The organism is Rhizobium binxianense (assembly GCF_028994275.1).
Lineage (GTDB): Bacteria > Pseudomonadota > Alphaproteobacteria > Rhizobiales > Rhizobiaceae > Rhizobium > Rhizobium binxianense.
The window spans coordinates 1420703-1439463 of the sequence record NZ_CP118713.1 but is presented as its reverse complement, the minus strand read 5'-3'; the positions used below and the strand labels follow the sequence as shown (position 1 = coordinate 1439463).

19 protein-coding genes are annotated in these 18761 nt (G+C 59.9%); 9 read left to right on the top strand and 10 right to left on the bottom strand.

Going from position 1 to position 18761, the window contains the following annotated elements; translation table 11 throughout:
- Nucleotides 1-20 precede the first annotated feature (20 nt).
- Nucleotides 21-257 carry a hypothetical protein gene (locus tag PO860_RS07175; protein ID WP_183607610.1) on the bottom strand — a complete coding sequence of 79 codons (237 nt, stop codon included), beginning with the start codon at nt 255-257 and terminating at the stop codon, nt 21-23.
- 78 nt (nt 258-335) lie between these two features.
- Between PO860_RS07175 and PO860_RS07170 the strand changes: the two genes are divergently transcribed.
- Nucleotides 336-845, top strand: a complete 510-nt coding sequence (locus PO860_RS07170) for a DUF1203 domain-containing protein (RefSeq protein WP_273881877.1) — start codon at nt 336-338, stop codon at nt 843-845.
- Nucleotides 846-861: 16 nt separating this feature from the next.
- Here PO860_RS07170 and ald read toward each other — a convergent pair whose 3' ends face one another.
- Complete coding sequence (gene ald, locus PO860_RS07165) at nt 862-1980, bottom strand: alanine dehydrogenase (RefSeq protein ID WP_275035357.1); 1119 nt, start codon at nt 1978-1980, stop codon at nt 862-864.
- 156 nt (nt 1981-2136) lie between these two features.
- Between ald and PO860_RS07160 the strand changes: the two genes are divergently transcribed.
- From PO860_RS07160 to PO860_RS07140, 5 genes are all read left to right on the top strand, one after another.
- Nucleotides 2137-2598 (top strand): Lrp/AsnC family transcriptional regulator, encoded by a 462-nt coding sequence (locus PO860_RS07160; RefSeq protein WP_273881879.1) that lies wholly within the window; start codon nt 2137-2139, stop codon nt 2596-2598.
- A gap of 70 nt (nt 2599-2668) precedes the next feature.
- Nucleotides 2669-3565, top strand: coding sequence for a DMT family transporter (locus tag PO860_RS07155; protein WP_183607614.1), 897 nt, complete (start codon nt 2669-2671; stop codon nt 3563-3565).
- A gap of 89 nt (nt 3566-3654) precedes the next feature.
- A complete protein-coding gene (locus PO860_RS07150; protein ID WP_275035356.1) occupies nt 3655-3852 on the top strand; it encodes an SDR family oxidoreductase in 198 nt (65 codons plus the stop codon).
- A gap of 176 nt (nt 3853-4028) precedes the next feature.
- The gene (locus PO860_RS07145; RefSeq protein WP_183607615.1) at nt 4029-4433 is read left to right on the top strand and encodes a PilZ domain-containing protein; all 405 of its coding nucleotides are present in this window, start codon (nt 4029-4031) and stop codon (nt 4431-4433) included.
- A gap of 306 nt (nt 4434-4739) precedes the next feature.
- Nucleotides 4740-6728 carry a bifunctional 2',3'-cyclic-nucleotide 2'-phosphodiesterase/3'-nucleotidase gene (locus tag PO860_RS07140; protein WP_275035355.1) on the top strand — a complete coding sequence of 663 codons (1989 nt, stop codon included), beginning with the start codon at nt 4740-4742 and terminating at the stop codon, nt 6726-6728.
- A gap of 42 nt (nt 6729-6770) precedes the next feature.
- Here the strand turns inward: PO860_RS07140 and PO860_RS07135 are convergent, their stop codons facing one another.
- A complete protein-coding gene (locus PO860_RS07135; protein WP_272784426.1) occupies nt 6771-7739 on the bottom strand; it encodes a LysR family transcriptional regulator in 969 nt (322 codons plus the stop codon).
- Between the two features lie 138 nt (nt 7740-7877).
- Between PO860_RS07135 and PO860_RS07130 the strand changes: the two genes are divergently transcribed.
- Nucleotides 7878-8492, top strand: a complete 615-nt coding sequence (locus PO860_RS07130) for an FMN-dependent NADH-azoreductase (protein ID WP_183607618.1) — start codon at nt 7878-7880, stop codon at nt 8490-8492.
- 48 nt (nt 8493-8540) lie between these two features.
- Here PO860_RS07130 and PO860_RS07125 read toward each other — a convergent pair whose 3' ends face one another.
- A complete protein-coding gene (locus PO860_RS07125) occupies nt 8541-9116 on the bottom strand; it encodes a TetR/AcrR family transcriptional regulator (protein WP_275035354.1) in 576 nt (191 codons plus the stop codon).
- 106 nt (nt 9117-9222) lie between these two features.
- Here PO860_RS07125 and PO860_RS07120 point away from each other — a divergent pair, with 106 nt between their 5' ends.
- Nucleotides 9223-9999: an SDR family oxidoreductase gene (locus tag PO860_RS07120; protein ID WP_275035353.1), complete on the top strand. Its 777-nt coding sequence runs from the start codon at nt 9223-9225 to the stop codon at nt 9997-9999.
- Between the two features lie 78 nt (nt 10000-10077).
- Here PO860_RS07120 and PO860_RS07115 read toward each other — a convergent pair whose 3' ends face one another.
- The 4 genes from PO860_RS07115 to ilvA form a co-directional block, all read right to left on the bottom strand.
- A complete protein-coding gene (locus tag PO860_RS07115; RefSeq protein ID WP_275035352.1) occupies nt 10078-11289 on the bottom strand; it encodes an MFS transporter in 1212 nt (403 codons plus the stop codon).
- Between the two features lie 912 nt (nt 11290-12201).
- The gene (locus PO860_RS07110) at nt 12202-13473 is read right to left on the bottom strand and encodes a GGDEF domain-containing protein (RefSeq protein ID WP_183607622.1); all 1272 of its coding nucleotides are present in this window, start codon (nt 13471-13473) and stop codon (nt 12202-12204) included.
- A 253-nt stretch (nt 13474-13726) separates the two neighbouring features.
- Nucleotides 13727-14053, bottom strand: a complete 327-nt coding sequence (locus tag PO860_RS07105; protein WP_272784424.1) for an HlyU family transcriptional regulator — start codon at nt 14051-14053, stop codon at nt 13727-13729.
- Nucleotides 14054-14090: 37 nt separating this feature from the next.
- Nucleotides 14091-15341 (bottom strand): threonine ammonia-lyase, encoded by a 1251-nt coding sequence (gene ilvA, locus PO860_RS07100; RefSeq protein WP_272784423.1) that lies wholly within the window; start codon nt 15339-15341, stop codon nt 14091-14093.
- 191 nt (nt 15342-15532) lie between these two features.
- Here ilvA and PO860_RS07095 point away from each other — a divergent pair, with 191 nt between their 5' ends.
- Nucleotides 15533-15907 carry a VanZ family protein gene (locus tag PO860_RS07095; RefSeq protein ID WP_183607624.1) on the top strand — a complete coding sequence of 125 codons (375 nt, stop codon included), beginning with the start codon at nt 15533-15535 and terminating at the stop codon, nt 15905-15907.
- Nucleotides 15908-16411: 504 nt separating this feature from the next.
- On the opposite strand, the gene PO860_RS07090 is transcribed toward PO860_RS07095, so the two are convergent.
- Nucleotides 16412-16630, bottom strand: coding sequence for a hypothetical protein (locus PO860_RS07090; RefSeq protein WP_183607625.1), 219 nt, complete (start codon nt 16628-16630; stop codon nt 16412-16414).
- A gap of 27 nt (nt 16631-16657) precedes the next feature.
- The gene (locus PO860_RS07085; protein ID WP_273885251.1) at nt 16658-18589 is read right to left on the bottom strand and encodes a hypothetical protein; all 1932 of its coding nucleotides are present in this window, start codon (nt 18587-18589) and stop codon (nt 16658-16660) included.
- Nucleotides 18590-18761: the final 172 nt, after the last annotated feature.

The following is an 18761-nucleotide window of genomic DNA, read 5'->3' as shown; positions in this document are numbered from 1 at the left end:
CCCGAGGTAAGGGGAGATGGCTAACGCTGCGTCAGACTGTTCGGGCGGCGCGGGTCGTTGCGGCGCTCGAAATCGAGCGTGCGGCCCGACTGTTCTTTCAGTTCCGCTACTTCCCGGCGCAGAGCCCTGAGTTCTTCCAGTATTTCAGCATTCTGTTGCGCCAGAAGTGCGAGATCGACGTCGGCCAAGGCCTTCTCCTTTCGGCTTACAGCGTTCGCCCAGAAGATACTCCGCTTTTCGCTCCCCGGCGATCTCATATGCAGACGCAGGCAAGAATCGGGTGGCTTGCCCGCTCGTCGGGGTGCATTTCATGGCAATCACAAAGGAGATCTGCCATGACCGCCATTCGTTTTGTCGCCATGCCGACGACCGACGCCGAACAGCTCTGGAACGGCGGCCGCGACGCCTATGACAGGCTGCCCGAGACGATCGTTTCCGATGGTCCCGGTCATCCCTGCCGCCATTGCCTTCAGAATATCGATGCCGGCGAGGCGTTGCTGGTCTTCGCCTACCGGCCCTTCCCGAAGCTGCAGCCCTATGCCGAAACCGGCCCGGTCTTCCTGCACAAGCAACCTTGCGCACGCTATACCGCCGAAGAGATCATGCCGCCGGTACTGACGACGAGCCGGGATTTCATCGTCCGCGGCTACAGCGAGAACGACCGCATCGTCTACGGCACCGGCGCGGTGACTGCTATCGGCGATATTCCCGCCTATGGCGAAGAGCTGCTGGGACGATCTGATATCACCTATGTGCATGTGCGCTCGGCGCGCAACAATTGCTTTCAATGCCGGATCGACAAGGTAGAGGCGCCGACCCTTGCGGAGACCGGCGCCTTTAGCTGACGTGGAGACAGGCAGCTTACGCTACGTTCAGCACGCTCTCCGGCGCAAAGGCTTCGTAGCCCAGTGCTTCGGCGACCGGCTTGCTGGTGATGCGGCCCTTGTGGACGTTGAGGCCGTTCCTCAGATGCTTGTCTTCGGCGATGGCGCGCAGGCCGCGATCGGCAAGCGCCAGGCCGTGAACCAGTGTGGCATTGTTCAGTGCGTGCGCCGAGGTGACCGGGACAGCGCCCGGCATATTGGCAACGCAATAATGCACGACGCCGTCGACCTCGTAGGTGGGATCGGAATGGGTCGTCGCATGCGAGGTCTCGAAGCAGCCGCCCTGATCGATGGCGACGTCGACGATGACGGCGCCCTTTTTCATGCCGGAGAGCATCTCGCGGGTGACGAGCTTCGGCGCAGCCGCACCCGGGATCAGAACGGCGCCGATAATCAGATCGGCCGAGAAGACTTCCTCCTCCAGCGCCTGAATGCTGGAATAGCGGGTGTGGATGCGGCCTGAGAAGATATCGTCGAGCTGGCGCAGGCGCGGCAGCGACTTGTCGAGGATGCTGACATCGGCGCCGAGGCCGGCGGCCATCCGGGCCGCATGCAGGCCGACGACGCCGCCGCCGATGACCGCGACCTTGGCCGGCAAGACGCCGGGCACGCCGCCGAGCAGGACGCCGAGGCCGCCATTGGCCTTCTGCAGCGCGGTCGCACCCGCCTGGATCGACAGGCGCCCGGCAACCTCCGACATCGGCGCCAGCAGCGGCAGGCCGCCGCGCTCGTCGGTCACCGTTTCATAGGCGATCGCCGTGACGCCGGAGGCTATCAGACCCTTGGTCTGTTCCGGATCGGGCGCCAGATGCAGATAAGTATAAAGCAGCTGACCGTCGCGGAGCTGCGCCCATTCGGAAGGCTGCGGCTCCTTCACCTTGACGATCATGTCGCACTTTTCGAAGATATCCCTGGCGGAGGCAGCGATCTTCGCGCCAGCCGCGGCATAGGCGGCGTCATCGGCGCCGATGCCGGCGCCCGCCTTGGTCTCCACCCAGACCTCGTGACCGTGGGCGACATATTCGCGCACCGAAGCCGGCGTCAGACCGACGCGATATTCATGATTCTTGATTTCCTTCGGGCAACCGACACGCATTGGCGTTCCTCTCCTGTCATCTCCGCAGCCGCGGATCTCCTCAGATGATGAATCCAACCACCAAGGCCGCGAAATGTCCTTGCAAAGACGATTTGCGAAGAGGCGATTTTTCGGCGATTATTGTGCTCTTCACCTCATTCTTCGAAGGTTCTTCGAATGGCCGATCTCGATACCATCGATCTTGCGATTCTCCGGGCATTGCAGGCCAATGCCCGCATCACCAATGCCGAGCTTGCCGAGAGGATCGGATTGTCGCCTTCGGCCTGTTCGCGCCGGCTCGACATCCTGGAAAGAAACGGCGTCATCGCCGGCTACCATGCGCGGCTGTCGCACAAGGCGCTCGACTACAAGATGATCGCCATCGTGCATATCTCGCTCTCCGGCCAGTTCGCCAAGACGCTGGCGGAATTCGAGGCGGCGGTGAAGCTCTGTCCGAACGTGCTCGTCTGTTACCTGATGTCAGGCGAATATGATTATATCCTCAGGGTCGCGGCCCGCGATCTCGAGGACTATGAGCGCATCCACCGCGACTGGCTGTCCGCCCTGCCCCACGTCGTCAAGATCAATTCGAGTTTCGCGCTCAGAGAAATCATCGACAAGCCGAATGTCGGGCTTTGAGCCCTTGCAAAGTTTTCGAAAGCCTGCCCAGACTTTCGACGCGCAGGCGTTTCCCGCTCAATGGCAAATCATGACATCGAAGACCCACGGTTATATTTTCGCCCTGCTGGCGCTCACCATCTTTTCGCTGCAGGACGCCATCTCGAAACATCTGGCGACGAGCTATCCGCCGATCTTCGTAACGATGATCCGCTACTGGGCTTTCGCGCTTTTCACGATCATTCTCGCCTCGAGGATGCGTGGTGGCCTCAAGGCGACGGCCCGCACCAAACGCCCGCTCCTGCAGGTGACACGCGGCGTTCTGCTTGCGGTCCAGGTGGTTCTGGCCATCACCTGTTTTGCGATAATCGGCCTTGCCCGTTCGCAGGCGATCTTTTCCGCGACACCGATCCTGATCGCGCTGCTGGCGATGCCGATCCTCGGCGAACGGGTCGGCTGGCGGCGGTGGGCGGCGATCGCCGCCGGACTTTTCGGGGTGCTGCTGATCCTGAAGCCGGAAGGCGAATTTTTCGACGTGAAGCTGCTTCTCGCCGTCGCCTCCTGCTTCAACTTCGCCTTCTACGTTATCGCCACTCGCCTCGTCAGCCGCGACGATTCGTCGATGACCAGCTTCTTTTATACCGGCGTCGTCGGCGGTGTGACGATGACGCTTATCGGACCGTTCTACTGGAGCTCGATGTCGCCGGGCGACTGGGGCTGGATGGCGCTCGTTTGCATGACCAGCATTTCCAGCCATTATTTCCTGATCCGCGCCTACGATATTCTCGATGCCGCCGCCGTCCAGCCGCTGACCTATCTGTCACTTGTCTACGCCTCCATCATCGGCATGGTGATCTATGGAGAAACGCTGAGCTTCAACGTGATCGTCGGCTCGGTCATCGTGGTCGCCGCCGGTATCTTCACGGTCTGGCGCGAGCATGTGGTGGGGCGCAGGACGGCCGCCGCCGGAGCACCGCAAGTCGAATAGGACTCTGAAAGGTTCGGCGCAGGACGACCATCCGATGTGGCATCCGCTGCAATGCAGTCGCGCCAGGATGGATCGATACTGACCTCAACGTGGATTTCCTCGAGAGCATGCCGGATCCGCAAGCCTTCCGCCGGGAGATCGGCCGCATCCATCCCGTCGGACGGACAGGAAAGCCGGAAGAAATGGCCGCACTGGTCGCCTGGCTTGCCTCGCCGGAAGCCGGCTTTGTCACCGGCCAGGTCTGGACCATCGATGGTGGACGCATGGCGAAACTGAGCCTGCCCTAAACGCGTGCAGGATGGTGGTGAGTGCGGCGGTGTGCTGCTTGTCACGCTGGCGCGTGAAGCAGATCTCGAATGGCTGATGTTCGATAAGGTGACATTTCACTGCAATTTTACCCAAGCCACTAAAACCATTTCAATTTTCGGGCGCTATGCTGCTCCCCATATTCGAGGGAGAATGTATGACTCGCAATTTGAAAATTACGGCCAGAAAGGCCGAACGGCAAAACTGCCGCGTCTTCGGCAGCGTCAAATATTTGAACAGCCAGGTGGATGCACGTATCCTGAATCTGTCGGTGACCGGTGCGGCCCTGGAGATGAAGGGACCGTTTCATGCGGCTTCCGGCAGCAAGGTGCGCATCGAGGCCGAGAACCTCGGGATGCTCGAAGGCGTCATTCGCTGGAAACACAATGGCCGCGTCGGCATCCAATTCGACGTGAATTCCAATGCGCGAGCGCAGGTCTCCTCCTATTTCCGCTTTTTCCATAAGGAAATACGACCGGTTCTGGCGGTACGCCAACTGGTTACGGCCAACGCCAACGGCAAACGGACGCCTCAATTGGCCACATCGACGCCGAAATCGTAAGGCTGCACCGCCTTTGTGCCAAAGGAGCGGCTGTGTGGCCGCTCAGTGGCTGTGGTTGCCGTTGGCGCCGAGCCCGCAGCCGAGCGGACGTCTCGGCACCTCCTGCAATGACGATAATGGCTCCGGCCATGACCCGTTCCTCCGATGGATTTCCGTCGGGAGACTTTACTATAAGTTGTATTTCAAAACCATTGCGCCATCGCCGCCGATTGTTTTGCCGTCCTGTCATTTTCGCAGTGTACTCCTCGCCAAATCGTCCTAATTCTGACGGGCCGGACGATGCATGCTTTTTGAAGGAGAGTTCCCATGTCTTCTATTTTCGACGTTGGCGTCATGAGCCGCCGTTCTCTGCTTGGCGGGCTTGCCGCCACTTCCGCTCTGGTGCTGCTGCACCCTTTCAGCGCCCGCGCCAGCGCCAACCAGGCGCATCTCCGGCTGATGGAAACGACGGATATTCACGTCAACGTCTTCCCCTATGACTATTATGCCGACAAGCCGAACGACACGATGGGTCTTTCCCGCACCGGGACGATCATCGACAATATCCGCGCAGAGGCCGTCAACTCACTGCTGATCGACAATGGCGACGTGCTGCAGGGCAATCCGATGGGCGATTACATGGCCTACCAGCACGGCATGAAGGACGGCGACGTCCATCCCGTGATCAAGGCGATGAACACGCTCGGCTATACAGTGGGAACGCTTGGCAATCACGAGTTCAACTACGGCCTCGACTTCATGTTCAAGGTCCTGTCGGGCGCGAACTTCCCCTTCGTCTGCGCCAACCTGACCAAGGGCCGGCTCGCCTCGGACCCGAAGCAGGACGATCTCTTCTTCAAGCCCTACATCATCGTGGAAAAACAGATCAAGGACGGCGCCGGCGATGAGAGCCCGGTCAAGATCGGCTTCATCGGCTTCGTACCGCCGCAGATCATGCTCTGGGATATCAAGAACCTCGAAGGCAAGGCGCAGACGCGCGATATCGTCGAGGCCGCCAAGGCCTGGGTTCCAGCCATGAAGGAAGCCGGCGCCGATATCGTCATCGCGCTCTCCCATTCCGGTATCGACGGCAGCGCACCGTCCGAAAAGATGGAAAACGCCTCGCTGCACCTCGCCGCCGTCGAAGGGATCGACGCGATCTTCACCGGCCATCAGCATCTCGTCTTCCCCGGCCCGAAGAGCTGGGACGGCATTGCCAATGCCGATCCCGTCAAGGGCACGCTGCATGGCAAGCCCGCGGTGATGGCCGGCTTCTGGGGCTCGCATCTCGGCCTGATCGACCTGCTGCTCGAAAAGGACGGCAACAGCTGGAAGATCGTCGATTTCACCTCGGAAGCACGGCCGATCTATCACCGTGACGACAAGAAGAAGGTGGTTGCCGACTACGCCGACAAGAAGGACGTGGTCGAGGCCGCCAAGGCCGAGCACGAGGCAACCCTTGCCTATGTCCGCACCCCGGTCGGCAAAACCTCCGCACCGCTTTATTCCTACTTCGCGCTCGTCGCCGACGACCCTTCCGTGCAGGTCGTCAGCCAGGCCCAGACCTGGTACATCAAGCAGATGCTCGCCGATACCGCATTCAAGGACCTGCCGGTGCTGTCGGCGGCAGCCCCCTTCAAGGCCGGCGGTCGCGGCGGCGCCGACTATTATACCGACGTTCCGGCCGGCGATATCGCCATCAAGAACGTCGCTGACCTCTATCTCTATCCGAACACGGTGCAGGCTGTCGCCATCACCGGCGCCCAGGTGAAGAACTGGCTGGAAATGTCGGCCGGCATGTTCAATCACATTGCGGCCGGCTCGAAGGATGCGCCGCTGCTCAACAACGACTTCCCGTCCTACAATTTCGACGTCATCGATGGCGTGACCTACCAGATCGACCTGTCGCAGCCGCCGAAATATGATTCCTCCGGCAAGGCGATCAATCCGGATGCCAACCGCATCCAGAACCTCGCCTTCGGCGGCAGGCCGATCGATCCCGCCCAGAAGTTCGTCGTCGTCACCAACAATTACCGCGCCGGCGGCGGCGGCAGTTTCCCGGAGATCGCCGCTGATAAGGTGATCTTCCAGGCGCCGGACACCAACCGCGACGTCATCGTCCGCTATGTCCACGACCAGGGCACGATCAATCCGTCGGCCGATGCGAACTGGACCTTCAAACCGCTGCCGGGCACGACCGTGACCTTCGAAAGCGGCCCGAAGGCAAAGCAGTTCCTCGCGGCGGTCAAGAGCGTCAAGATCGAGGATGCCGGCGACGGCGCCGACGGCTTCTCGAAGTTCAGGCTGGTTCTTTAAACCGAAGGAAATGCAGACGAAGGCGCGGCACCCGCGCCTTCGTCATTCAGCCGCGAGCCGTGCCGCGGGTTGCTGGAGCTCCGCCATCTCCGCATGGAAATCGGCCTGGTTCGGGCAATGGGAAAGCCGCGTGCGGAACGCATCGATCATCCAGCTGGCGGCAGGTCCGGGCGGGTTGGCGAGCTGGCGCACCGAATATATCGGATATTCCCCCTGCTCGTAGGCATCCAGATCGAGATGGACGAGCGCGCCGCTGCGGAGATCGTCATGCATTATAGAGGCCGGAAGACCGCCCCAGCCCAGGCCGGCCTTGATGAGCTGGTGCTTCGTCGCAATATCGCTGACGCGCCATGTCTTGTAGGACAGCACGTTGAAATCCCGCCCCTTCGTTCGGCCTGAGGCGTCGGTGACGACGAGCTGCACTTCCTCGCGCACGTCGCCCAGCGTGAGCGGCCGGTCGATGCGGGCCAGCGGGTGGTTGGGGGCGGCAACCGGCAACATGAAGGAATGGCCGATCCGCTCCGTGATAATCGAATCGTCCTGTTTGATGACGGCGCCGCCGATGCCGATCGTCGCCTTGCCGCTGAGGACGAGATCCATGACCATTCCGAGTTCGCCGACGTTGAGGCTCAACGAAACGGACGGGAATATCTCGCGGAATTCATGCAGGACGTCCACCATGGCGCGCGAGGGCACCATGACGCTGATGGCGACAGAAACCTCCGCTTCGAGCCCTTCCCTCAAGCTCTTGACGCGCGCCCGCATGACTTGCAGATCGCCCAGAATGCGCCGCGCATCCTCGAGCATCGCCTTGCCCGCTTCCGTCAGCTTCGGCTGGCGTGCGCCGGAGCGCTCGAAAAGCGGCACTTCGAGCTGCGCTTCCAGGTTGGCGATCGTATAGCTGACGACCGACTGCGCCCGGTTCAATGCCCGCGAAGCGGCCGAAAAGCTGCCGGTTTCGGCAACGGTCAGAAACACCTGCAATTGATCCAGGGTCGGGTTCGGGAGCATGTTCCATCCATTCCATCGATAGTTTCGATCGACATTATCACCGTTTTTTCGATAGCAGGCCAGACCTATTTTGCTCATCGAGACTGCGGCTCACCTCCCAGCAACGGGCCGTCAAATTCAATTCGAAAGGAAATGTACATGTCGTCCATCCTGCTTCTGACGTCCAGCCCGCGTGCCGAATCGCTCTCGACGCCGATCGCCGCCGATCTCGCCGAAAAGCTGAAGGGCCAGAATCCGGGCAGCGTCGTCGTCCGCCGCGACCTCGCCGCCAACCCGCTGCCGCATATCGATGACTTGTTCACCGGCGCGATCCGCAAGCCGGCCGAAGACCGTACCGCCGAAGAAATCGCAGCCATCAAAACCTCCGACGAACTCGTCGCCGAACTGTTTGCCGCCGATACGATCGTCATCAGCACCGGTCTGATCAACTTCAACATCTATTCGTCGCTGAAGACCTGGATCGACAACGTCGCCCGCGCCGGCGTGACCTTCAAGTACACGGAAACCGGCCCGGTCGGCCTCGTCACCGGCAAGAAGGTTTATGTCGTGCTCACCTCCGGCGGCGTCTACTCGCAGGGACCGGCTGCCCCGCTGAACCATGCCGTACCGTATCTGAAGTCGGTTCTCGGCTTCCTCGGCATCACGGATATCGAGACCATCTATGTCGAAGGTCTCGCCTTCGGTCCCGAAGCTGCCGAAAAGGCCATCGACGCCGCCAAGTCGCGCGTCCAGGAAATCGCGCTGGCCGCCTGATCGGCTCGCCAATACAGCTTGGAACGGCCGGCCTTCGCCGGCCGTTTGTCATTTGTCGATGTCGGCGACAAAATCCCGGACCGTCGCCAGGATTTCTGCTGAAAGTTCCTCATCGGAGGAGATCCTGGCAAGGCCGACGCCGCCTGCCATCATCGCAAAGGCCATGATCGCCTTGCGCCGCCTTTCTCCTTCCTCCGTTCCCGCAGCCTTGCTTGCCAAGGCTTCGAAATTGCGCCGCAACCCCTGCGTCGAGATCGCTCGCGCCTTCTCGCCGCTGCGGGATAGATCAGAGGTCAGCGCGGCAAAAGGGCAGCCTTCGCCGGGATTGTCGCGATGATGGGCGCTGACATAACGATCGGCGACATCGGCTGCCGACATCTCCGCCGGGTTCACTCCCTCGGCCTCCAGCCTGCGTCCCCATGAATCGAAAGCGGACTGGATCGCCTCGGCGACCAGATCGTCGCGGGAGGCGAAATGCTTGTAGAAGCCCCCGACGGTCAGTCCTGCTTCCTTCATCAGGTCGGCGACGCCAATACCTTCGAGCCCCTCCTCGCGCAGCCGCTTCGACGCGGTCTCGACAATCTTCTCATGCGTCTTCTGTTTTTCCAGCTGCGAACGCCCCATCGGAAGCTCCCCGAATTGCCACTTGACTCAAATGGATCACAATCGTAATCCTTATAGATAACGATCATAATCTAGATCGTCGTCATTTCCAAGAGGAGCATCAATCATGCGTCTAAGAAACAAAGTCGCCCTGATCACCGGCGGAAACAGCGGCATCGGTCTTGCGACCGCCAGGGTCTTCATCGATGAGGGCGCCAAGGTGGTGATCACCGGCCGCAACCCGGAAACGCTCGCTGCCGCCGAAAAGGCGCTCGGGGCCGGCGTGCTGGCGCTGAAGGTCGATGTCACCGATGCCGCCACCACCGAGAAGGCCTTTGCGGAAGCAGCCGGAAAGGTCGGCAAGTTCGACATCGTCTTCGCCAATGCCGGCATCGGCGGCGCGACACCGCTCGGTGACACGTCGCCGGAGCAGTTCAACCAGATCATCAGCACCAACCTCACCGCAGTCTTCTTCACCGTGCAATCAGCCCTGCCGCATCTCAACGACGGCGCTTCGGTGATCCTCAACGGCTCGGTGCATGCCGTGCTGGGCGCTCCCGGCTGGTCTGCCTATGCAGCGACCAAGGCGGCGGTCCGGGCGATGACACGCAATATGGCCTCCGAACTCGCGCCGCGCGGCATCCGCGTCAATCAGGTGACGCCCGGCGGCACGAAGACGCCGATCTGGTCGCCGATGGCACCAACAGAAGACGCGATGTCGGCGCTCGAGGCTCGTATGGGCGGCCTGAGCCCGCTCGGCCGCATGAGCGAAGCCGACGAGATCGCCAAGGCGGCGCTCTACCTGGCATCGGATGATTCCGCCAATGTCACCGGCATCGAGATCACCGTGGACGGCGGCATGACAAGTGCGCCGTCCGGCGCCAAGATCTTCCGCGCCGCTTGAGCAAGCCGGACCCGGGCAAAGTCAGACTTGTCCGGGTCCCCATCTTGTCAGCGACTTCGGTCGGTCGTCGAGGGCTTCCTATTCCTCTACTAAGGACGCTTTGCCGATCATCACACGGCGGGCAACTCGAAACAGGACGATTGCCAGATTCAGGGCGGCAAGCAGGAGCAACACGGACAGCATGGTCTGAATGCCGGAGGAAACGATTAGATTGCCGGCGATCATCGGAAAGCCGAAGACGCCGATGAAATAGGACAGCGAGAATAAGAGAAGCGATTGCGGCATAAGGCCGGTGGGCGCCTCATTCGCGGCAAGGCCATTGATGACGGAATAGGTCAGCCCGTAGCCCAGGCCCAGCATCGCCGCAGCTCCGAGATAGACCATCTGACCTGATGTCATCACCAGGAACAGCAGGATGGAGGCCAGCGTCAGGCTCGTCAGCACCAGAAGCGAATAGAATGGATCCTTCTTGACCACATATCCCGCCACGAACAGCCGGCTCAGGATGGCGGCGGACATGAAACCGATGAAGAAGAGCGAATAATCGAATCCGTGCGCCTTGGCGTAGCTGGTCTGAAAGCTGGAAAGCCCGCCGAAAATCGCGCCGCCGATGCCAACCATGGCGATGGAATAGATCGCCGGCGAAGCAATCACCTGACGCGCTGCGGCAAATGAGATCTTGTTGACATGAGGCAAAATCTTGCCGGCTCTGTTCAGCCGGAGATGCAGCCAAAGGTAAAGTGCGCCGCCGGCAAGACTGGACAGGAAGGCAAAGGCGAAGGCCGTCTCGATCGGCATCGACCAGCCGGTGGCAATGCGGCCAATGATCGGTCCGGCGCCGATGCCCGACATCATCGATCCCGAAAGCAGGGCAAAGAACCGGATGCGGTGCGCGGGTTCGGTGATCGCCGCGACCAGGATCGGCCCGAGCGCGTAAAAAGTGCCCCAACCGATTCCGAGGACGAAACCGACAGTCATTAGGCTCAGTCCGGCGGCGGGGACCGTGGCGAATCCCAGCCCGGATGCCGCCAGAAACAGCCCGGAAACCGCCACCGCCCGCGCTGAGCCGATGGCATCGGCGATGTGGCCGGACAGGATCACGAGAATGACGGTGCTGACCGTCGCCGCCGAGATGATCAGGCCGGCGAGCGCCTCGTTCCCGCCCCGCTGTCCGACCAGCACCGGGATGAGAAAGGTCACGCCGTAGGCGATCGAGAGAAGAAATCCTCCGATGCACAAAACGGCAAATTCGCCGCCATCGACCTTGGTTCGCACTGCTGTATCACTCATGTCTCCACGCCCCCTCGCAGGAAAGCTCTTCCGTTGCAGCAATGGAGATCACGTTGGCATTTTACGAACAAGCCGTTTTTATGACTCCCATAACCCATTGAAAAATATAATTTCTATAGATCTATGTTATTGTTTATAGAACATCCTCAACACCCGCCACGGTCTGCCTCGACCGAAGTCGCCTCGTCGACCGCCGGTATACGGTCCGGCCTCTCTTTTGATCGTCTCAGGCCATCGCAATAGAATTGCTGATGCTAACAACACGCGCGAAAAGGGAAAACTTTGAAGCTACTCGGTGAGAGAGCTTTATAAAGGCTGGTTTCCAGCAATGGCCGGCAGACCTTTGGCCTCCGATGGCGGCGATGTGCCGGAAGTTTGTATCGAACGTGGAGCATCCTGTGAACAATCGGCTGCTCTCAACGTGGCCGCTTGTGTATTGCTCTGGTTTATGCAATCTATGGATGAATATTGCCGAGTTGAATCGGGTATCAGGGGGACAAGAAGTTGGTTGGTGTACCCTGGATTTGGAAATGGGGAGTGGTCGGCGCCGCTTGCGTCGCAATTCCGCTTCTGGGACGAATTGACTGGAAGACCTGGGTCCTCGACCATCAACCCCTCGTTACCGGTATTCTTGCTGCCATAGCCGCACTCGGCATGATCGTGCAAATACGCGTCAGCGATCACCGGAACGACACGCGGCACCAGGATTTCATGTTCAGGGCTCCGCCTGTTCAAACCCGTCGCCGAGATGACGAAGAAGATTACTAAAGCGCGTTGCATGAAACTTGATCAAGCGACGCGCTTTGGCTCCTTGTTTTCATGCATGTCGTTATTCCGGCACCGCTGCACTCTTCCGGGCGACATGCATTGGCGCGTAGCGCCGCGCGTCTGTCCAGACAAGCAGCAGCCGCGCTAACTGAGTTTCACCGGGCCGGAACGACCGACGACGCAGTTGCGGCCGCTCTTCTTTGCGGCGTAGAGCCTGCCGTCGGCGGCCGTCAGCACGGCGGTGAAATCGGCGCCGTCCTCGTCGGCGGTGGCGACGCCGATGCTGACCGTGACCGGCCTGTCATCCGGCGTCCTGACGCTGGTCTCGATCGTCCAGCGCAAGCGCTCCGCAAGCAGCAGACCTTCTTCGTGGCCGGTGCCGGGACAGACGGCAACGAACTCCTCGCCGCCGAAGCGGAAGACGCGGTCGCTCGAGCGCAATGTCGTGCCCACACGAGCGGCGATCGCCTTCAGCACCTCGTCGCCCTGAAGATGGCCATAGCCGTCATTGACATCCTTGAAGTGATCGGCGTCGAGAATGAGAATGGTGGTGAATAGTCCCTGCCTCAGCGCCTCGCTCAGCATCAGCGGCGCTTCCAGTTCCATGCGCGTGCGATCGTAGACGCCGGTGAGCATATCGCGGCCGGTGCGCTCCAGAAGATCGTTGTAGCGCTCACGGAATGTCAGGTCGCCGAAGACGTCGCTGATCGAGCGTGCGGACATCGCCGCCCTACCCCGGCGGATACGATATTCATAGATTGCGAACATCGCCGCATAGAGGCAGACGGCCAGCATTTTCGCCTTCCATCCGGCCCAGAATGCGGCGATCGGCACATTCAGGAAATAATGCAGTGCGGCGAAGAAGCCGATCTGGTCGAAAGACAGCAGCACGAATCCCGAAATCAGGAAACGCAGAACGACGCGCCGGCGGAAGAAATCGCCGAGCTTTTCGTAAAGCAGGATGATGCCGAGCGAATCGACATAGAGCAGCGCCGTGCCCCAGACCATCAACCAGCCCATCTCCTTGAGAAAATCGACGTCGGGCGTGTGGTCGGGCGACATCTGCAGCGGCAGGTGCAGTTGCAGCACCCAGGCAATGCCGACGGTGAGCAGGTTGCCGAGGAACAGGCCATAGATCGGCTGGCGCACCGTCGCGGCATCCTCCTGCAGGTAAAGCATCAGGATCATCATCAGCTTGCCGGAGAAGAAGACGGATGAGCCCGGCGACACATCCCCGAACGGCAGCGAGACATAGAAGACCGCCGCCAGATAGGTCTCCATGAAATGCATGACGCCGAGCGCCGTCAGGAAAACCCCGAGACCAAGCCGGTGGCGGAAATGCAGAAGCGTCACCATCAGCGCGAAATAAGCGACGGCTTCGATGGCGAAGAGAACGAGGTTGAGTGTCTCCATCACGATAGCTCAGCGACGGATGTCCGTCCTCGGTATTTTGCCGGCGCGGCGATGGCGACAGCAAATCCTTTGGTCGATCGTCCGAAAAAATCAAACACGAGGGCGTCCCGCAAATCCTGCAGGCGATACCTTTCACCCCAATCCTTTAAGATTGCGTGAGTGAGATCCCGGTCACCGGCGATGTACCGGAGTCACAGGATTGAAAAACAAGAATAATTGTGGCCGGTATCACATGCTGATCGGGCGGATGCCGATTTCAGACCTGCCGAAGCTTCTCGCCGTCGCCGAAGAGTGACGAACCGTGCTGATCGATGATCTGCTGCGCTTTGCGCACCGTGCATTCAAGCGCATCGTCGGACGAGGAAAACAGATCGGCGCGGATGAAATTGCGCACCAAGACCTCGTTGCCGACCTTCTTTTCGATGCGGCCGGCAAGGCGATATTGGCCGCCTTCCTTACGCGGCTCGGCATAGATCGTGCAATCGCCGTAAAGCTGCGGCTCGCCGGAAGGACCTGCCGCTTCCGCGGCGGGTTTGCCGCCGCCGGAGAACATCGAAAAGATATTTGAGATGAACGAAGCCATGTTCCGCCTTTAGCACGATGGTGCTGTTATCGCCAAGTCAAATGATCAGGTTGGCGAGGATCTCGTTTTCGGTGATGTCCTCGTAACCCATGCCGGTAGCTTCGAAATTTCCGATCAAACGGGCGAAATTCTCCGGCGCCTTGGTTTCGATGCCGATCAGGATCGAGCCGAAGTTGCGCGCCGATTTCTTCAGATATTCGAAGCGGGCGATATCGTCGTCTGGGCCGAGTAGATTGAGGAAATCCCTGAGCGCGCCGGGGCGCTGGGCAAGCCGCAGGATGAAGTATTTCTTCAGCCCTGCGTAACGCATGGCTCTTTCCTTAACGTCAGGCAGGCGCTCGAAATCGAAGTTGCCGCCGGAAACGACGGCGACGATGGTCTTGCCGCGGATCGCTTGGCGGTCCATCGCGGCAATTGCCGTCAGCGACAGGGCGCCGGCCGGCTCCAGCACGACGCCCTCGACATTCAGCATCTCCTGGATGGTGACGCAGATGGCGTTCTCCGGCATCAGCTGCACCTGGCTTGCCGGAAAATCGCGAAGGGCGGCGAAATTCAGGTCACCGATGCGGGCGACGGCAGCGCCGTCGACGAAATTGTCGACCTTGCCAAGCGTCGTTACCTTGCCCGCCTCGATGCTGCGCCTGAGGCTCGGCGCCCCGGCCGGCTCGGTGAAGACGAAGGCCGATTTCGGCACGGTGCCGTCGAGATAACCGGTGATGCCGGCGGCAAGTCCGCCGCCGCCGACCGGCAGGACGATCATGTCGGGGACCGTTCCTTCCGGCAGCTGCTGCATGATTTCGGCGGCGACCGTCGCCTGGCCCTCGATGATGTCGGCGTGATCGAAGGGCGGCACCATGACGCCGCCGACCGCTTCGACATGGTCGCGGGCGGCCTGGTAGCACTGGTCGAAGAAATCGCCGAACAGCCGGATGGTGATGAATTCGGCGCCGAACATGCGGGTCTTGTCGATCTTCTGCTGCGGCGTCGTCACCGGCATGAAGACGACGCCCGGCACGCCGAAATGGCGGCAGACAAAGGCAAAGCCCTGGGCATGATTGCCGGCCGAGGCGCAGACGAAGGTCTTGCCGGCGGCCCCCTGCCCGATCGCCTTGCGGAAGAAATTGAAAGCGCCGCGGATCTTATAGGAGCGCACCGGCGACAGATCCTCGCGCTTCAGCCAGATATCGGCCCCGTAGCGGGCCGAGAGATGATCGTTGAGCTGCAGCGGCGTTGCCGGAAAGAGGCTGCGCATCGCCTCTTCGGCGCTTTCGACATCAAGTCTCGTCACGGGCGTGGTCCATTCTCATGTTATACAGGGCCGCTATGGCACAGGCCGACCGGCAAAAGAAAGCCCGGTGCGGCCATTTCCGGTTCGCCGCCGGGCCTGTTGGCGAAAGGCTTTCTCAAGTCAATCGCAAAATTGGCGGCACATGAACTGATTTTAACTGTCCATGAAAGGGCCCGCCACTATATGAAGCCATGATGATCCTCAAATTCGCAAGACCGCTCGCCTGGCTGCTGCTCGCCTTCATCCTCTTCGTCACGGTCTCGCCGATCGGGCTGCGGCCGGAAACGGTCACGACGGTCAATACCGATCGCGCGGGCGCCTATGTTCTTGTCGGCCTCGCCTTTGCACTCGCCTATCCGAAACAGTGGAAATTGGTGGCCGTGCTGCTGATCGCCGGCTCGATCGCCATCGAATATTTGCAGTATTTTGCGCCGACGCGTCATCCGCGCCTGCATGATGCCGGCGTCAAGGCCATGGGCGCCGCCCTCGGGCTGCTGGCCGGCTGGGTCATCAACAGGTGGCGCGAGAGCAAGGCGCCAAACACCGTTCCCTTCGCAGAACGCTGATTATACCTCAGGTCAGAAACCGCGCAGCTGCGCGGCCCAGAAGAACAGTGGTATCGCAGCCATCACAGTTCCGAGAACAAGTGCGACACTGGTCTTGAAGATCCGGATGCGCCGAACCCTCGCCCCACTCCAATCGTAAACCATCGTCTTACTCCCCACAAAGACAACACTTACTCAACCGCCGCGGCGCAACCTTTGCACCTAAAATGCGGTTGTCAAGCAAAAACACGCTTTCATCCACAATATACAAGCATATTCAAACGGTATTATGAAGGTGATACGGGCGACGGAGATCGAACCCGTATAAGCCCGGGCCGATAGATTATCGCTGACACCCGCTACACTTGATCGGCACCGAGAAAGCACTTTGATCACGTCAATGCAGCGCGTGATTGATGTTCGACGGCGCGCACCACTGCACAATTTCTTAGATCGGAATCAAGTGCTACAGCGTCTTGCACGTCTGAACGACGTGGGCGCTGTAGCACCCAAAATTATCGGCGTTTAGCCGTCATAATGACCCGAGAATGCCGCCTCTGCCGACTTGACGGTGACAGCCACGTTCACGCCCTTTGTCACCGTCGCGCCGGTGGCGCGAAGATCGGTCACCACTTTCAAGCCGCCCGCCTTGGGGGCCGGAAGCGGCACTACGGTGCCGGCGTCCAGATCAGCGACCCAGAGCCCGTCTTGACCATCAACACTTATAACAACAACTGTAGCCATGTTTTGCCCTTTCTAACGATTGATGTTTTAAAATCCAGCTTTCTTCAGGCCTTCACGATAAAGATCTTTATGCCATTGCTCTTTACTTGGAACGGCAGACAACCACTTGTCCACATCGAAGTCCGGATTGCCTTCACGAAACCTTCTTACGAAGATCCGCGCCTTGTCCTGATGGCCCAACATGGCCCAACTTGCGGCAGACAGTCTGTCCGCTAGATTGGGATCGGCCATCTGCCCGATATAGTCCAGCGACGCTTCGAATTCGCCGAGGGCATAGTTTGCTCCCGCAGCGGTCCAGAAATACGTATCGGGACCGAGTGGGTTCAGCTCGATTGCCCGCTCGATCTTTCGCAAGGCCATGGCGGGGAGCGAACAATGAACCAACGTGTCCGCATAGTCGGCAATCACGTCGGCATAGTGTGGCGCAAGGCTTTCGGCCACTTCCATTGCTTCGGCGCTTTGATCAAACGCGCCCTGCAACAGCTTGGCGACTCCGAGCTCGCGATAGCCGTCGGCAAAGTCCGAACGCATCTCGGTGGCCTGCTTGGCGAAAGTCTCGGCCAATTGCAAAAGATCGATATCGCCTCGGGCCGTCAACAACCATTCCTTGGAGTAGGTCCGCGCCATCGAACTCAGCGCCGGTGCGAAATCGGGGCTTACGCTTAGCGCGGCTTTCATTTCCTTGCGGGCGCGCCGCAGGTTCGGAAGTGTCAGCCGCGCCAGGTGCCGCCTGCCGACAAGATATCGATGGTAAGCGACCGGGTTCAGATCTTCGCGCAACGCCTCATGGCGCTCGATTTCGCCGGACACGGAGAGAGCGATCTGCCGGGCAACAACTCTCCTGTCTCTGGCGAGATCCATACGATCGAGACTGAATCTTTCCGCCCAAACAATTTGATTCTGATCGAAAAAGATCAGCTGGGCGAACAGCGTCACTTCATCGCCTGTACTGCTAATCCGGGTGTCGAGGATATAGTTGACGCGATGCCGTTCAAAGAAGGCCTTCTGCGTCTCCACGTGGTGACCGATTTGAACCGCCGAATATGGGGCTATGACCTCCAGGCTGTTGAAGACGCAAAATCCGATCGTGATATCCTCCACCAGAGATGCGGCGAGGAAACCGGCTTGCGGCCGAACCGATTGATTCCTAGGGGGAAGCAGCACCAGGCGGGGAATTGCAATGCGGACATCTTCGGGCTCGAGAGGAAGAGCCGCCTCGAGTTTCGCCTTTGACGGCGCTGACGGCGGACGCAGCGATTTTACGTCACCGTCATCGGATCCGGTGCGCACGGCGATGCCCCGCAAACTCGAATTGCGCCGCTGTTCAAAATAGTTCCGAACAGATTCAACTTCCTCTTCCGCGTTGAATATCCGGATCAGCAATTGCAGCGTTTCCGGATCCTTCGGCTCGGTCCGAAACAGGATCACCGCAGCCTTCCTCAGCAGTTCGGATTCCTCTCGCGACTGGGCCAATCGCGACGCCGTTCTCAGTGTATTTGCGAGAAGCTCGACATGGTAATTTTCACGTTCGGCGAGCCAGCGCTGAAACTGACGGCTATGGCTGTGAACCGGTCCCAGAAAAGGCTGGTTCATCAGCTTCACCAGCTGCCTCAGCCGCGAGAACGGCTCGACCTCTTCCTCCTTGTCCGACAGCAGAATGTCGGAAGACAGAGAACCCCGGTCGAGGGTGAGCATATTGCCCTGAGATGAAAGGATGTTGACCCCGAGATCGATTTGACGGGCCTTAATTCTCGAAATCACCTTGCGCAAAGTCGAAAGCGCAACGTCCCTGTCGGCTTCGCCCCATAGAAAGCGAGCCAAGGTCGTTCGATCCGCCGCCCCTTGATCGGTTGTGAACAAATAGGCGAAGAGCAGCAGGCCCTTCTCGGGAAAGGCGACAGCGCTGCCATTCTCGTCAATGAGGTGTAACCTCCCGAAGGTCTTCAGAACAAAAGCCATTTTGCCCTAGTCACCACATGTCCAGGCGTTCACAATGAAAAGTGAAATGCACGTATTGCAACAGTAGAAGTCGCAAGCACTACCCTGCCGACACTCTGTCCCAACGTCTACCAAATTCAACAAGCTTGAGTGCCCAGGAGTCATGCTGAGATTTCTACATCAACTTGCATGA

Bases quoted from the DNA above. Each gene is read 5' to 3' on its own strand.
- PO860_RS07175 (WP_183607610.1), bottom strand. From the start codon at position 257: ATGAGATCGCCGGGGAGCGAAAAGCGGAGTATCTTCTGGGCGAACGCT.
- PO860_RS07170 (WP_273881877.1), top strand. From the start codon at position 336: ATGACCGCCATTCGTTTTGTCGCCATGCCGACGACCGACGCCGAACAG.
- ald (WP_275035357.1), bottom strand. From the start codon at position 1,980: ATGCGTGTCGGTTGCCCGAAGGAAATCAAGAATCATGAATATCGCGTC.
- PO860_RS07160 (WP_273881879.1), top strand. From the start codon at position 2,137: ATGGCCGATCTCGATACCATCGATCTTGCGATTCTCCGGGCATTGCAG.
- PO860_RS07155 (WP_183607614.1), top strand. From the start codon at position 2,669: ATGACATCGAAGACCCACGGTTATATTTTCGCCCTGCTGGCGCTCACC.
- PO860_RS07145 (WP_183607615.1), top strand. From the start codon at position 4,029: ATGACTCGCAATTTGAAAATTACGGCCAGAAAGGCCGAACGGCAAAAC.
- PO860_RS07140 (WP_275035355.1), top strand. From the start codon at position 4,740: ATGTCTTCTATTTTCGACGTTGGCGTCATGAGCCGCCGTTCTCTGCTT.
- PO860_RS07135 (WP_272784426.1), bottom strand. From the start codon at position 7,739: ATGCTCCCGAACCCGACCCTGGATCAATTGCAGGTGTTTCTGACCGTT.
- PO860_RS07130 (WP_183607618.1), top strand. From the start codon at position 7,878: ATGTCGTCCATCCTGCTTCTGACGTCCAGCCCGCGTGCCGAATCGCTC.
- PO860_RS07125 (WP_275035354.1), bottom strand. From the start codon at position 9,116: ATGGGGCGTTCGCAGCTGGAAAAACAGAAGACGCATGAGAAGATTGTC.
- PO860_RS07120 (WP_275035353.1), top strand. From the start codon at position 9,223: ATGCGTCTAAGAAACAAAGTCGCCCTGATCACCGGCGGAAACAGCGGC.
- PO860_RS07115 (WP_275035352.1), bottom strand. From the start codon at position 11,289: ATGAGTGATACAGCAGTGCGAACCAAGGTCGATGGCGGCGAATTTGCC.
- PO860_RS07105 (WP_272784424.1), bottom strand. From the start codon at position 14,053: ATGGCTTCGTTCATCTCAAATATCTTTTCGATGTTCTCCGGCGGCGGC.
- PO860_RS07095 (WP_183607624.1), top strand. From the start codon at position 15,533: ATGATGATCCTCAAATTCGCAAGACCGCTCGCCTGGCTGCTGCTCGCC.
- PO860_RS07090 (WP_183607625.1), bottom strand. From the start codon at position 16,630: ATGGCTACAGTTGTTGTTATAAGTGTTGATGGTCAAGACGGGCTCTGG.
- PO860_RS07085 (WP_273885251.1), bottom strand. From the start codon at position 18,589: ATGGCTTTTGTTCTGAAGACCTTCGGGAGGTTACACCTCATTGACGAG.